This window comes from Nocardia sp. NBC_00403 (assembly GCF_036046055.1).
GTDB lineage: Bacteria > Actinomycetota > Actinomycetes > Mycobacteriales > Mycobacteriaceae > Nocardia.
Genome location: NZ_CP107939.1, coordinates 64,839 through 77,767, shown reverse-complemented (window position 1 = coordinate 77,767; position 12,929 = coordinate 64,839). Strand labels below are relative to the sequence as shown.

The following is a 12,929-nucleotide window of genomic DNA, read 5'->3' as shown; positions in this document are numbered from 1 at the left end:
GGGAATTGTGGCTCGTGCAGAGCCGCGACTGTGCACAGGAACCGATTGGACTCACTTACGACAGAGCCCGCTTCATCCTCGCCGTCCACGCAGGCCACGGCGCGCGCTGCCGCCAGTACCTGGCCTCATCGGCATATTGCTTCCGTCGAGCCGCCGATATGTAGGCGTCCGCACGGCATCGAAGGCGGTGCCGCCCTCGTCGAGCGCGCGACGTGTGAGGGTCAGCGGTGGCGGCACCGACATCGGTCGAGGGTGATGATGCCGATCAGCTCGCCGCGCGGTCGGCGAAAACTTGACGTGCCACGCCGATTGCGTTGAGAGCGGCGGGGAAGCCTGCGTAGGACGCCATCTGGGTGATGACTTCGACCGCCTCGGTGGTGGTGCCACCGACATTGAGCAGGGCGTGGATGTGCACCGCCAGTTGGGGTGCGGCGGTGCCGAGAGCGGTCAGCATGGCGACGGTGGTCAGCTCGCGTGTCTTCAGGTCGAGGCCAGGGCGGGAGTAGATGTCGCCGAAAACGAATTCGAGGAGGTAGCGGGCGAGGTCGGGGGCGATGTCCTGGAGCGAGGCGATGACCTGCTCGCCGGCGTGGCCGTCGATCTCCGAAAGCCGGGCGCTGCCACGCTCGAACCGGTCACCGGTCGGGGCGGGGGCGGTTCGGGTCTGCGCTGGAATGTCGGTGCGGGCTTCGAAAATCGCACGGGCCGCGATCAGTCCGTTGAGCGCGGCCGGGAAGCCCGCATACACGCTGACGTGAATGAGGGTCTCCACGATCTCCTCGCGCGTGCAGCCCACATTCAGCGCGCCGTCGATGTGGAAGCGCAACTGTGGTGCCGCATTGCCCATGGCCGCGAGCGCGGACACGGTGGCGAGCTGACGTTGCGGCAGTGTCAGGCCGGGGCGGGACAGGATATCGCCGTAGCCGAACTCGACGGTCAGCCTGCCGAGGTCCGGTGCAATGTCGGCAAGGCTGTCGAGCGCCGCGGGATTCGGGCTGCCACTGACCGCCCGCAATACTGCCGAGCCACGTTCGAAACGGTCATTTTCGCTGGTAGAAGCTGCTGTTGTGGACTTTGTGTTGGTCATGTCAGAACTGTAAAAGCTGGAGTGCACTCCAACGCAAGCTCTTCCTCGAGGCCGACGTCGAATCTCGGGGTCGGCCCGGATGTGGCGTTGCGCCGCAAAGCCTAGCGTCGAGGTGTGCGCTTTCTTCCGATCGTTGTGGTTACGTTCGCGGTTGCTCTGCTCGTCGGATGCTCATCGGACCCGAAACCGGCCGCGCCGGGGGTATCCGACAGTCGAAAGCAGGCCGTGCAGGCCGATATCGATCGGATGGTGGAGTCCGGGGTGGCCGGGGCGATCGCCACGGTCACCGAGAACGGCGCGACGGTCATCTTGACCAGCGGTGTCGCCGATCGAGACACGCGCGCACCGATCCTCGCCGATCCACCGCAGCAGACACGAATCGGCTCCATCAGCAAGTCGTTCATCGCGTCGGTGGTACTGCAGTTGGTGGCGGAGGGCAAGATTCGGCTCGACGAACCGGTCGACACCTACCTGCCCGGCTTGCTGGTGGGCGACGGCATCGATGGCCGCGCCATCACCGTGCGCCACATTCTGCGTCATCAGAGCGGATTACCCGAATTGACCGACGACCCGCAGATCGACGAGTACCGAGCGGCGCTCGACGGCCGCACGATGACGCCCGAACAGGAGGTCGCCAGCGCGCTGGCGCGGCCGGCGGTGTTCGCGCCCGGCGCGCAGTGGGAGTACAGCAACACCAACTACATCGTGGCGGGCATGCTGGTCGAGCGGGCCGCGGGCGCGCCGTACATCGAGGAGCTGAACCGGCGCATCCTGCGGCCGCTCGCGCTCGAAAACACCTATCTCCCCGGCACCGGCGAGCTGGACATCCGCGGGCCGCACCCGAAGGGTTACGCCTCCGTCGACGGGGTGATGACCGATGTGACCCGGATCGAGCCCTCGGTGCCGTGGGCCGCGGGCGCGATGGTGTCCACCGGCGTGGATCTGAATCATTTCTACTCGGAGCTGCTTGCGGGCCGGGTGGTACCCGCGGTCCAGCTGGCCGAGATGCGTGCGGGCGTATCCATGGGGCCCAAGCTGGCAGGCATGAACTACGGACTCGGCATCGGGTCGATGCACTTGCCTTGTGGCGCGGAGTATGTCGGCCACATAGGCGGGATCTACGGGTTCCTCACGGTCTCCGGCGCGACGCCGGAAGGGCGCGCGATCACCTACGCCTTCACCCAGGAGCCGGAGTCGAAACCCGACATCCCCGACATGTTGAGCCATGCCCTGTGCCCGTGACCTCCAGGTCCCCCCACCCGCTACCCCGCGCGATAGCAGATCGAACGTAGTCGAATGGTTGCTGAGGGCCTCTGTTCGAGCCGCCATTCGACTACCCTCGCCGAACTATCCGCAGGGAGATGCTTGTCCACAGGGCTGGTGAGTGCGCTGGTGGGGTGGGATGGGTGGCGGGCGGAGGCGTCGATGCTGGGCAGATGCGGTCTGAATTGGAGCAGTTCCGGGACAAGCAGTTCGGCGTGTTTACCGCAGAGCAGGTGCGGCTGGAGTACACCCGCGCCGAATTGCGCGCCCGGCTGGACCGACAGGAATGGGTGCGGGTCTTCCAGGGTGTGTATCGCGAGGCGACTACTCCGTCGACGCCCGCGCTGCGCGTCGAGGCGGCACGGCTTTCGATGGGGCCGCCGTTCCTCGCGGCCTCTTACGACACCGCAGCCGAGTTGCACGGGTTTTCGGTACTCGACGATCAGCTCACGCACGTGCTGGGTGGTCAAGTGTCGCGATCGCGGCGGCTGATCGTGCACCGCGATCGGATCGACCCCGCGGAACTGGAGTTGATCCAGGGCTCGGTGGCCACGAACGCCGCCCGAACCGCGGTAGATGTGGCGCGCACCGCGAACCGAATGGATGCACTGGCAACCCTGGATCTTGCACTTCGCCTGGGCCTTTCGCGTGCGGAGCTGGCCGTCGAGGTGGCAAAGCATGCTGGAAGGCGCGGCCGCAGACAAGCTGTTGAATTGATCGAACTGGCCGACCGCCGAGCCGAATCCCATGGAGTCGCGCACCAGACTGCAATGCATCGACGCAGGCCTGCCGCACCCTGAGCCCCAGGTAGAGGTTCGGACACGTGATGGCCTCCGCCGAATAGATCTGGGCTGGCGACACTGGCGGATCGGTCTGGAATACAACAGCGCCACCTGGCATTCCGGCCCCACCGCCGCACTGCGGGACAACCCCCGCCACAACTGGCTCACCACAGATGGCTGGACCATCTACTACGCCGCCGCCCCCGACGTCTACCACCACCCAGGCCACTTCACCGAACCCATCCGGCAGGCGATGTGTCGAGCGTAGTCGGATGGTGGCTCGAGTCAGGAGTTCGAGCCACCATTCGACTACCGTCGATGCACCAGCATGGGCACCCAGGGCAAGCCCGCGCCGGGCCAGCTGTCGATGGTGATGCGTTTGGCGAAGGTCGACGCCAAGTGGCTGGTCAACAAGGTCAACTCGCCGCTCGCTCCACCCAAGATGCCGTAATCAGTCTGTGGGACGGCCGAACAGAATGATCTGCATCAGGTGGATCACCCGCCGCCGCGAGCAGACGGGATTGTCGGGGCCGAGCCATTGACCGAGATCGACGACCAAAGCGAGCGCGGCGTGCACGAGCAGTCGCGCCTCGGCCGCGGTGAGCTCGGGACGAACAGCGGCGAGCAGCTTCGCCCACTCCTCGACGTTGAGCCGCTGGATGTTTCGCAGCACCGTGCGAGCCGCCGCCGGCACATTGCTGATCTCGGCGTAGTAGACAAAGGTCAAATCGCGCTCGGCGAACGAGCCCGTCACATACAGCTCGATCAGCGTTGTCAGCGCCTGTTCGGGGCTGTCGGATGCGGCGATCGCGGGCCCGATCGCGGCCGAAACCCGGTCTGCCGCACGGCGGAACGCAGCGGCGAGAATATCGCCTTTACTGCGGTAGAAGCGGTACACCGCCGACGATGCGGGCAGCCCGGCCGCTGTGGCGATGTCCTCCACACTGACATTCGGATAACCACGCTCATGGAACAGCTCGACCGCGCGTTTCAGCAGTAGCTCGTGCTTGAACGTCAGCGGAATCTCGCTCGCCCCAACAGCTTCGGTGTCCGTGCTGTTCAGCGGTGGCAGCTCGCAGGTGGTGACCGAACGGCAAGCGGCACGCAACAGCGTGGTCAGCGGACGCACCGGCACCGAGACATGGTGATCGGAAATGCTGCCGATCACGCTCATGGCGGCGGCCGCGAGCACCGCTCGGTCCGCGCTGTCCAGTTCCGGACGTGTCTCGGCGAGCAGTGCGCGAACCACCGTATCGGTGGCCGTGAGTTGGTCGATCAGGATCTGGCGATCGACGTCCTCGAGGTAGCGGTTCTGCCAGCGCAACAGCGCGGCGCTGCGGCGATTCGCGATGGATGCCGCGATCAGGGCGTCGAGGATATGGCCGAGGCGTTCCTCGGCGGGCCGCTCGCACAGCTCCGCGGGCAACGTCACGGCTTCTTCGCTGAGTCCGCCCAGGCGCAGCGCCTCCTCCCGGAACAGCGCGTACTTGCTCGGGTAGTGCCGGTAGAGCGCGGTGGAGGTGATGTCGAGCCGAGAGGCGATGTCCTCCATGCTCACGCCGTGGTATCCGAAGGATCCGAAGGCCTCCGCGGACGCCGCCGCGATCTGGGCTCGCCGGTCGCGCGGACGCCGCCGCACCGCGCGTGCGGAGCCGCCCGCGCCTGCGGTCGCTTTCCGCGCAATGCGGCGATCCTGGGCGTCCATGCCGCGATGGTAGCCCAATCGGATGCTGGGAATCCGCGGCTTCCCTGGCTCGTGATCGAATTGAATCTGAGATCACAAATTCTGATAGATGTCAGCTTTTACATGGAGTATCTGTTGCGCTCGGTATCAGAATCATTGGCAACTTCATTGACCGGTCGGTATCGCATTCTGCCCACGTTTGGGGAGGGTGCGGGACCGTCGGCGGCGCGGGCCGACCCGACTACGTCCGCGCGGGACGTCCGAAGAGGACGAGCTGCATGAGCAGGGCCATCCGGGCGGGCGATGCGATCGGCTCGGTGCCGAAGGAGCGGCCGAGATCGACCACCAACGCGAACGCGCCATGAACAAGGAAGCGGGCCTCCGCAGGCGATAGCTCGCCGCGCACCTCGCGCACCAGTCGAGCCCACTCCTCCACGCTGAGCCGCTGAATATTTCGCAGCACCGCTCGTTCCTCCGCGGGAACATGCTGGAATTCCGTGTAGTACACGAACGTCAGCGCACGCTCGGCGAACGAGCCTGCCACATACTGCTCGATCAGCGCGGTGATGGCTGCCTCGGCGTCGGGTGCGGCGGCCACTGCGGGCCCGATCGCACCCGAAACCCGGTCGGCGGCCCGCCGAAACGCGGCGGCCAGCAGATCGCTCTTGCCCCGATAGAAGCGATACACCGCGGAAGCCGCCGAAAGTCCTGCGGCAGTGGCGATTTCCTCGACGCTGACATTCGGGTAGCCGCGATCGTGGAAGAGCTCGACCGCCTTGCGCAGCAGCAGTTCGTGTTTGAACGAATCCGGGATCTCCACCGCGGGCACCGGGTCCGCCACCGCCTGCTCCGGCGGCAGCTCCGCCGAGCTGATCGCCAGACTGGCCGAATTCAATAGGCGGGCAAGAGGTTTCGCGGGCAATGTCGCGTGATGGTCGGCAATGCTGGTGATCGCGCTCAACATGGCGGCGCGCAGCACCCTGACATCGTTGTCGCTGAGCGCGGGCCGCACCGCCGCGAGCTGATCGCCCAGCGCGCCGACGACGGTCAGCTGCTGTTCGGTGAGCACCTCGAGGTCCTCCGGCTCGAGGTAGCGCCCTTCCCAGCGGACCAGGGTGACCGTGGCGCGATTCTCGATCGTCACGGCGATCAGCGAATCGAGCACCTCGCGCAACCGCTGCTCCGGCGCGGAGTCCGCGGCCGTCTCCGGCAGCTCGACCGACTGGGTCATTGCGGCGCCCACCCGCAGCAGTTCCTCCCGGAACAGCGCGTACTTGCTCGGATAGTGCCGGTACAGCGCCGCCGAGCTGATGCCGAGCCCGGAGGCGATGTCCTCCATGCTCACGCCGTGATACCCCAGCGCGCCGAACGCCGACGCCGACGCCGCGGCGATCTGGGCGCGCCGATTCTTCGGTCGACGCCGGATCTCCCGTGGTGCCGGGTCGCCGCTGACCGCCTTGCGCGCCGTACGGCGATTGTCGACACTCATGCCGACAATGGTAACGACCTGGCGGCCCCCATGATTTGCCCAGGTCGCGGTCCGGCATCAGGCCCAGTGAAGGCAAATGGTTTAACGTTTGATTTCTGCTTGATGTGGGAGGCTGAGCAATGAGTGCTCAACAAATCGCGATCGTCCTCTATCCGGGGATGACCGCGCTGGATGCGATCGGGCCGTACGAAGTGCTGCGGTTCGTGCCCGGCACCGAGATCAGGTTCGTCGGACATGAGCCGGGACCGGTGATCACCGACAGCGGAGTCCTCGCCCTCGGTGTGACGCATACCTTCGAGGAAACTCCCGCACCGCAGATCATCGTCATTCCCGGCGGTCCCGCCGCCACCGCCATCGCCGGCGATAAGCGTGTCCTCGGCTGGTTGGAGTCGGCACACGAAACCACCACGTGGACCACATCGGTGTGCACCGGTGCGCTGGTTCTCGCCGCCGCGGGCCTGCTCGACGGAAAACCCGCCACCACCCACTGGGCCGCACAGGGCGCACTCGGCCTGATGGGCGCCAAACCCCAGCGCGACCAGCGAGTCGTGTGCGCGGACCGCATTGTCACCGCCGCGGGCGTCGCGGCAGGACTCGACCTCGCCCTGTGGTTGGTCGGTGAAACCCACGGCCGGGAACGCGCCGAAATCATCCAGCTCGACATCGAATACGACCCACAGCCGCCTTTCGACGCGGGCCACCCGAGCAAGGCCTCGGCAGTGGTGTGCCGCAAGGCGTTGGCCGACCAGGCCAGGATGGCCCCGGCCCTGCGGCGCAGCGAATCCTTTGTCCTGACCATCACCGGAGCTCAAAAAGCTCTGTGGCGCAGCACTATTCGACGCATCCGTAGCTGACGCCTCATCGTAGATCACCGGCGGTGCTCATCGATGAGCCCGCTGACGATGCCTTTCGCGTGGACCGGTTCCGGTGCCGGCTGCTTCCTCGTACGCGCAGGTTGTATACGACCTTCCTCGCGCAACTGCTCCAGCCTCGTCAGCCGCTCGACCGGAACGATACGGGCGATAGGTCGTCCATGGTCGGTGATGGTCACCGTATGTCCAGAGCGAACCTCGGCTAGATGGCGGCTGAGGCTGTCACACAGTTCCCGAATATCGACGTCCATGAACAACTCCTTGGTGGCCATATTTATGCGAGATATTTGTCGCCACAAATGCCAGGTTGTGGACACGTAGCTGAGGTGTCGCGATAAATGCGGGTGGCGGCGTGACTGTTTGGTTCGCTGTCATCTTCAAGGACTGTCGGAGTCGTGTTCTACTAAGCCACCGCCTTGTCGGTCCGCGTATCCCCGCGTTCAGAGAACCGCAGGTCCGAGCCAAGCGCGCAGGTCTACCACAGCGGCGCAGTAGTCGTCGGCGTCATCGATGACCCGTTGGGTGGTGAGGTCGCCGTCGCGGATGAGTGGTGCGAGTTCTTGTGCCAGGTTGGCGTATCCGATGAAGGGGCGGCCGTCGGGGTAGGTGAGCGGCAGTTCGGTGCCATAGGTGGCACCGGATCCACTCAGCCGCACATGGATTCGTCAGATGTCGGGATCGGTGTAGACGAATCCCACAAAGGTGTAGTCCTCGTCGAGCCACGGGAACCCCCCTGCGTCCGCCTTCCCAAAGGTGGCAAAAAGGTTGGCGCGCAATATCTCACGGCTCTGCAATGATCGCCGCGTAGGGGCGGTCGACTGATACGCTGCGGCCAGTCCGGGTCTCGAGCGTGACGAGGAGCCAAACCGGTGAGTGCATCGCAATCGAACGCCCAGGCCGCGACCTGTCCGGTTCCGCATCTCGACTCACCGGTGACACCCGATAGTGAACGTGTCCCGCTGTATGCCCCGGAGTTCGCCACCGATCCGCATAACGCCTATCGAGCATTGCGTGACCGCTACGGCTCGATGGTGCCGGTGGACGTCGCCCCGGGCGTGCCTGCCACTTTGGTGATCGGATACCGCACCGCGGTGCGGATCCTGCACGATCCGGAACGCTTCCCGGCCGATCCGCGCACCTGGGAGCGCGACCTCCCCAGCGACTGCCCGGTACTGCCGGTGATGGGGTGGCGTCCGAACGCGCAGCACAGTGCCGGCCTCGAACACCACCGCTACCGGCAGGTCAATACGGCCAGCCTCGACGCGGTCGATCGGCACGCCATGCATGCCACCGTCGAGCAGATCGCCGTGCCGCTGATCGACAGCTTCTGTGAAACCGGTACGGCCGATCTGATCAGCCAATACGCCTTTCCGCTCGTTTTCGACTCCGTCAATGCTTTGCTCGGCTGTCCGCCGGAAATCGGCCGCCGGATCGCGGCGGGCATCTCGGCTGTCATCGAGAGCGTCGACTCCACGGAGGGCAACGCGATGCTCGCCGAGGCATTGATGGAGCTGGTCGTGCTCAAACGCGAACAGCCGGGTGACGATGTCGCTTCGCGGGTGTTGCAGCATCCGGCCGCACTCGATGACATGGAGGCGCTGCATCAGCTTGCCGCCCTCTACGGCGCGGGGAGTGAACCGCTACAGAATCTGATCGTCAAAACGATGCTGCTGATCCTGGTCGACGAACGGTTCGCGGGTGATGTCCTGGATGGCAGATTGTCGACTCGTGATGCCCTGGACGAGGTCTTGTTCAACGACCCGCCGTTGGCGAATATGTGCTTCACCTATCCACGGCAGCCGATTCTGATCGACGGGGTCTGGCTGCCCGCCCATCAGCCGGTCATCATCGGCATTGCCGCCTGTAATAACGACCCCGCGGTGAATACCGGCGACCGGGTGGGCAACCGCTCGCATCTGGCCTGGAGCATCGGACCGCACGCCTGTCCGGCCCAGTCGGTGGGCTACCAGATCGCCGAGGACGCTATCGACCAGCTGCTCGACGCATTGCCGGAGCTGAAACTGGCCATCCCCGCTGACGAGTTGGTGTGGCGGCCAGGCCCGTTCCACCGCGCCCTGGCCGCGCTGCCGGTCACGTTTCCCCCGTCGTCGGCATCGACCACGCTCTAGCGCAGCGCGGCGTACCAATCGAGCAGGTCGGGGTCGTCCACGGCGCTGCGCTCGACGACGTGGGCCGGGTCCGCGCCCTGGAAGAGCTTCTGGATCGGGACCTCGAAATCCTTCGCCGTCGTTGCAAAACAGCTGATCGGGGATATGCGGCCGGCGTTCAGCTGGCAGGGGGAACTTGGCCTGCGGTTGTACCTCAACCTGATTCACCCGGCGCAACCAGTGGTAATGGCCGGGTGAATTTGCCGACGGCGTGGAGGTGGACCAGCGCCTGGGCGTAGGAGTCGAGGAGGCTGGTCTGGCAATACGGCAGACCGATCTCGGTACAGAACTCCACGACCAGTGGCTGGGCTCGGCACAGATTGGGCCGCGGCATCGATGGGAACAGATGGTGCTCGATCTGGTAGTTCAGGCCGCCTAGTGCCGCGTCGACAAGTCGGCTGCCGCGAACGTTGCGGGATGTGAGCACTTGGCGGCGTAGGAAGTCGGTGGCGTCGCCTTCTTCCAGGACTTCCATGCCCTTGTGGTTGGGCGCGAAGGTGCAGCCCATATAGAACCCGAACAGCCCCTGCTGGACAACGATGAAGGCGACCGCTTTGGCCGGGGAGAGGACCAGGAACGTCGCTGCCAGGTATCCGGCGGCGTGCGCCGCGAGTAGCACGCCCTCCCAGACCCGGTTGGGGATCGCCCACCGCAGCACCGCTCGGACGCTCGAGTAGTGCAGACTGGCGGCCTCGAGGAACAACATCGGAAAGAATAGCCAGGCTTGGTGGCGGAATATCAGCCGCCGAATGCCAGTGCTGGTCTGTGCTCGATCCTCGGAGTGAGCCAAGATCCCCGAAACATCGGGATCCGCTCCTTCGGTGTTGGGGTGGGCGTGGTGCCGGTTGTGATTGCTGGTCCACCAGCCGATACTCAGCCCGATACCGAGATTGCCGGCGATCACACCGAACAGGTAGTTGGCCCGCCGGGTTCCGAAGATCTGGCGGTGCCCAGCATCATGGCCCAGGAACGCGATCTGGGCGAACAGAACCGCCAGGAAGGCGGCGATGCTCAGTTGCCACCACGAATCGCCGACAAGGAAGAACGCCGTCCACCCGGCCACCAATGCCGCCGCGATGACCGCAATTTTGCGGAGGTAATACCCCAGCTGCCGCTCCAGTAGTCCAGCCTGGCGCACCCGACGCAACAAAACCGCGTACTCGCTGCCACGCGCCGATACGACACTTGTCGTGGCGGCGGATCGCGATGCCACCAGTCCAGGAGATCTTTCCGTTCGTGGTCCGCCTGCCATCATGTGGTTCACTTTCAGGATTCCCACCATGGGTGCAGGGAAGTGCGGCATCTCCGTGCGGGCCGAGTCCGACCGGTGAGCCTCTTCCGCCGTGACGGCGCCCCTGGTGGCGGCGGGGCGATCGGCCGCAACCGGTCCCACCCGAGTGTACGCACTGCGCGGGCGACCTCTTTTGCCGACGGACGGCGGACCTGGAGGTCGTCCATTGCTTTGAGCATCGCGTATGGATCGCCCAGAGGCAATCCGGCATGGAAAGCTCTGTGGCGCAGCGCAATCAGACGCATCCGCGCCGATGGCGGTGGAGGCTGTCACGCAATCTTCGAATATCGACGTCCATGAACGACTCCGTGGTGGCCATATTTATGGATTCGTCACTATGCGAGCCGTGGGCGGATAGAGCCATACCAATCGAGCAGGTCCGGGTTGTCGACGGCGCTGCGCTCGACGACGCGGGCCGGGTCCGCGCCCTGGAAGAGCTTCTTGATCGGGACCTCGAGTTTCTTACCGGTTCTGGTATGCGGAATGCCAGGGGCCACAAGGATTTCGTCCGGTACATGGCGCGGGGAGACCTCGGTGCGGATGGCGGTGTTGATGCGTGTCTTCAGCTCGTCGGTGAGCTCGGCACCGGGGGCGAGGACGACGAACAGCGGCATCCAGTAGCCGCCGTCGGGCTGTTCGGCCCCGATGACAAGCGCCTCCGAGATCTCGGGCAGGCGCTCGACGGATTGGTAGATGTCGGCGCTGCCCATCCGGATGCCGTGCCGGTTGAGGGTGGAGTCGGAGCGGCCGTGCACGACCACGCTGCCGCGGTCGGTGATGGTGATCCAGTCACCGTGCCGCCAGACGCCGGGGAACATGTCGAAATAGGCGTCGTGGTAACGGGTTCCGTCGGGATCGTGCCAGAAGCGCACCGGCATGGAGGGCATGGGCGCGGTGATGACCAGCTCACCGACCTCGTCACGGACCGGATGGCCATCGGGGTCGAAAGCCTCGAGTGCGACGCCCAGGTAGGGCGCGGACAGTTCGCCGGGCCAGGTGGGCACTGTGCGCGCGCCGCCGATGAAGGCGGAGACCACGTCGGTGCCGCCGCTGATCGAGGCGACCTGCACGTGCTCGCCGACGTTGTCGCCGAGCCACACCGCAGAGGCCGGCGGCAGCGACGAACCGGTGATGCCGACCTGGCGCAGCGCGGAAAGGTCGTGATCGGTGCGCGGCACCGCACCCGCCTTGATGCAGGCGAGCACGTAGCCGGGGCTGGTGCCGAGCACAGTCGCGCCGACCTGAGCGGCGTGGTGCCACAGGGCATCCGGGGTGGGATAGGTGGGGCTGCCGTCGTAGCAGACGATGGTCGCGCCGACGAGCAGACCGGCGATCTGGAAGTTCCACATCATCCAGCTGGGGCTGGTGTACCAGAAGAAGGTGTCGTCTGGCCCGATATCTGCCTGCAGGGCAACGGCTTTGAGGTGCTCGAGCACGACGCCACCGTGGCCGTGCACGATGCCCTTCGGCAAGCCCGTGGTGCCGGAGGAGAACACGATCCACAGCGGGTGGTCGAAGTCGACGGCCGCGGTCTCGATGACGGCGGCTTCGGTCTCGGCATTGGCGGTGGCCTCGCGCCACGACAGCGTCTTCGGGACTTCCAGGCCCAGCTGGGAGACGGCGACGGTGGCCTTCAGCGTGCCGAGTCCGGCTTGCAGTGCCGCGATGTCGTCGCGCTTGTCGTGGGCCTTGCCGCCGAAGCGGTAGCCGTCGGCCGTGACGAGCACCGTCGGTTCCAGCTGGCCGAGCCGGTCGAGCGCGGCCTTGGGGGAATAGTCCTGCCCGCAGGCGCTCCACACCGCACCGATGCTCGCGGTCGCCAGGAACGCGATCACCGCCTCCGGGATATTCGGCAGATATCCCGCCACTCGATCGCCCGGCTGCACGCCGAGCGAGCGCAAAGTGCGTGCGAAGGCCGCGGTGCCGTCGATCAATTCGGTCCAGGACACCGCACGCGGCGGGCTGTCCTCGGTGATCTGCACGATGGCGGGGCGGTCGGTGCGGAACTGACGAATAACCTGGTCGACATAGTTCAGTCGAGTCCCGGGAAACCACTGTGCACCAGGCATTTCAGTGCTCGCGAGCACCTCGCCGCCGATCGCGCCGAGCTCGAAGTAGTCCCACACCGCGTGCCAGAAACCGGGCAGGTCGTCGACCGACCATTGCCACAGTGCCCGGTAGTCCGGCGCGGACACACCCGTGCGAGCCGCCACGAAATTCGCGAAGTCGGTGATTCTGGCATCGGCGATATCGCGCTCGGTCGGCACCCATTGTGGTTGCACCGCACTACCTC

At 65.7% G+C, this 12,929-nt stretch carries 14 protein-coding genes; 6 read left to right on the top strand and 8 right to left on the bottom strand.

The window, feature by feature from the left end; all coding sequences use genetic code 11:
• Window positions 1-265: 265 nt before the first annotated feature.
• A complete protein-coding gene (locus OHQ90_RS00160) occupies window positions 266-1,087 on the bottom strand; it encodes a carboxymuconolactone decarboxylase family protein (protein ID WP_328406505.1) in 822 nt (273 codons plus the stop codon).
• A 114-nt stretch (window positions 1,088-1,201) separates the two neighbouring features.
• On the opposite strand from OHQ90_RS00160, the gene OHQ90_RS00155 reads away from it, so the two are divergent.
• The 4 genes from OHQ90_RS00155 (at window position 1,202) to OHQ90_RS00140 (ending at window position 3,583) form a co-directional block, all read left to right on the top strand.
• Complete coding sequence (locus OHQ90_RS00155) at window positions 1,202-2,329, top strand: serine hydrolase domain-containing protein (RefSeq protein WP_328406503.1); 1,128 nt, start codon at window positions 1,202-1,204, stop codon at window positions 2,327-2,329.
• A 194-nt stretch (window positions 2,330-2,523) separates the two neighbouring features.
• Complete coding sequence (locus OHQ90_RS00150; RefSeq protein ID WP_328406501.1) at window positions 2,524-3,150, top strand: hypothetical protein; 627 nt, start codon at window positions 2,524-2,526, stop codon at window positions 3,148-3,150.
• Window positions 3,098-3,400, top strand: a complete 303-nt coding sequence (locus tag OHQ90_RS00145; protein ID WP_328406499.1) for a hypothetical protein — start codon at window positions 3,098-3,100, stop codon at window positions 3,398-3,400. The genes OHQ90_RS00150 and OHQ90_RS00145 overlap by 53 nt, the downstream gene beginning before the upstream one ends.
• Before the next feature lie 60 nt (window positions 3,401-3,460).
• A complete protein-coding gene (locus OHQ90_RS00140; protein WP_328406497.1) occupies window positions 3,461-3,583 on the top strand; it encodes a hypothetical protein in 123 nt (40 codons plus the stop codon).
• Here OHQ90_RS00140 and OHQ90_RS00135 read toward each other — a convergent pair whose 3' ends face one another.
• Entirely contained in the window at window positions 3,584-4,837 is a 1,254-nt protein-coding gene (locus tag OHQ90_RS00135) for a TetR/AcrR family transcriptional regulator (protein WP_328406495.1), read from the bottom strand.
• 220 nt (window positions 4,838-5,057) lie between these two features.
• A complete protein-coding gene (locus tag OHQ90_RS00130) occupies window positions 5,058-6,305 on the bottom strand; it encodes a TetR/AcrR family transcriptional regulator (RefSeq protein WP_328406494.1) in 1,248 nt (415 codons plus the stop codon).
• A gap of 119 nt (window positions 6,306-6,424) precedes the next feature.
• Between OHQ90_RS00130 and OHQ90_RS00125 the strand changes: the two genes are divergently transcribed.
• Complete coding sequence (locus tag OHQ90_RS00125; RefSeq protein ID WP_328406492.1) at window positions 6,425-7,159, top strand: DJ-1/PfpI family protein; 735 nt, start codon at window positions 6,425-6,427, stop codon at window positions 7,157-7,159.
• Between the two features lie 14 nt (window positions 7,160-7,173).
• On the opposite strand, the gene OHQ90_RS00120 is transcribed toward OHQ90_RS00125, so the two are convergent.
• A complete protein-coding gene (locus tag OHQ90_RS00120; RefSeq protein ID WP_328406490.1) occupies window positions 7,174-7,428 on the bottom strand; it encodes a type II toxin-antitoxin system Phd/YefM family antitoxin in 255 nt (84 codons plus the stop codon).
• Between the two features lie 189 nt (window positions 7,429-7,617).
• Window positions 7,618-7,833 carry a hypothetical protein gene (locus tag OHQ90_RS00115; RefSeq protein ID WP_328406488.1) on the bottom strand — a complete coding sequence of 72 codons (216 nt, stop codon included), beginning with the start codon at window positions 7,831-7,833 and terminating at the stop codon, window positions 7,618-7,620.
• A 213-nt stretch (window positions 7,834-8,046) separates the two neighbouring features.
• On the opposite strand from OHQ90_RS00115, the gene OHQ90_RS00110 reads away from it, so the two are divergent.
• Window positions 8,047-9,306 (top strand): cytochrome P450, encoded by a 1,260-nt coding sequence (locus OHQ90_RS00110; protein WP_328406486.1) that lies wholly within the window; start codon window positions 8,047-8,049, stop codon window positions 9,304-9,306.
• Here the strand turns inward: OHQ90_RS00110 and OHQ90_RS00105 are convergent.
• From OHQ90_RS00105 to OHQ90_RS00095, 3 genes are all read right to left on the bottom strand, one after another.
• Window positions 9,303-9,503 (bottom strand): hypothetical protein, encoded by a 201-nt coding sequence (locus tag OHQ90_RS00105; RefSeq protein WP_328406484.1) that lies wholly within the window; start codon window positions 9,501-9,503, stop codon window positions 9,303-9,305. The genes OHQ90_RS00110 and OHQ90_RS00105 overlap by 4 nt on opposite strands.
• Window positions 9,500-10,558 (bottom strand): fatty acid desaturase family protein, encoded by a 1,059-nt coding sequence (locus OHQ90_RS00100; RefSeq protein ID WP_328406482.1) that lies wholly within the window; start codon window positions 10,556-10,558, stop codon window positions 9,500-9,502. The genes OHQ90_RS00105 and OHQ90_RS00100 overlap by 4 nt, the downstream gene beginning before the upstream one ends.
• A gap of 413 nt (window positions 10,559-10,971) precedes the next feature.
• Window positions 10,972-12,918 (bottom strand): acetoacetate--CoA ligase, encoded by a 1,947-nt coding sequence (locus OHQ90_RS00095; protein WP_328406480.1) that lies wholly within the window; start codon window positions 12,916-12,918, stop codon window positions 10,972-10,974.
• Between the last annotated feature and the right edge of the window lie 11 nt (window positions 12,919-12,929).

What these genes read in the sequence shown, in the direction of transcription:
- OHQ90_RS00125 (WP_328406492.1), top strand. Translation starts at nt 6,425, where the DNA reads ATGAGTGCTCAACAAATCGCGATCGTCCTCTATCCGGGGATGACCGCG.
- OHQ90_RS00140 (WP_328406497.1), top strand. Translation starts at nt 3,461, where the DNA reads ATGGGCACCCAGGGCAAGCCCGCGCCGGGCCAGCTGTCGATGGTGATG.
- OHQ90_RS00150 (WP_328406501.1), top strand. Translation starts at nt 2,524, where the DNA reads ATGCGGTCTGAATTGGAGCAGTTCCGGGACAAGCAGTTCGGCGTGTTT.
- OHQ90_RS00120 (WP_328406490.1), bottom strand. Translation starts at nt 7,428, where the DNA reads ATGGACGTCGATATTCGGGAACTGTGTGACAGCCTCAGCCGCCATCTA.
- OHQ90_RS00160 (WP_328406505.1), bottom strand. Translation starts at nt 1,087, where the DNA reads ATGACCAACACAAAGTCCACAACAGCAGCTTCTACCAGCGAAAATGAC.
- OHQ90_RS00135 (WP_328406495.1), bottom strand. Translation starts at nt 4,837, where the DNA reads ATGGACGCCCAGGATCGCCGCATTGCGCGGAAAGCGACCGCAGGCGCG.
- OHQ90_RS00145 (WP_328406499.1), top strand. Translation starts at nt 3,098, where the DNA reads ATGGAGTCGCGCACCAGACTGCAATGCATCGACGCAGGCCTGCCGCAC.
- OHQ90_RS00130 (WP_328406494.1), bottom strand. Translation starts at nt 6,305, where the DNA reads ATGAGTGTCGACAATCGCCGTACGGCGCGCAAGGCGGTCAGCGGCGAC.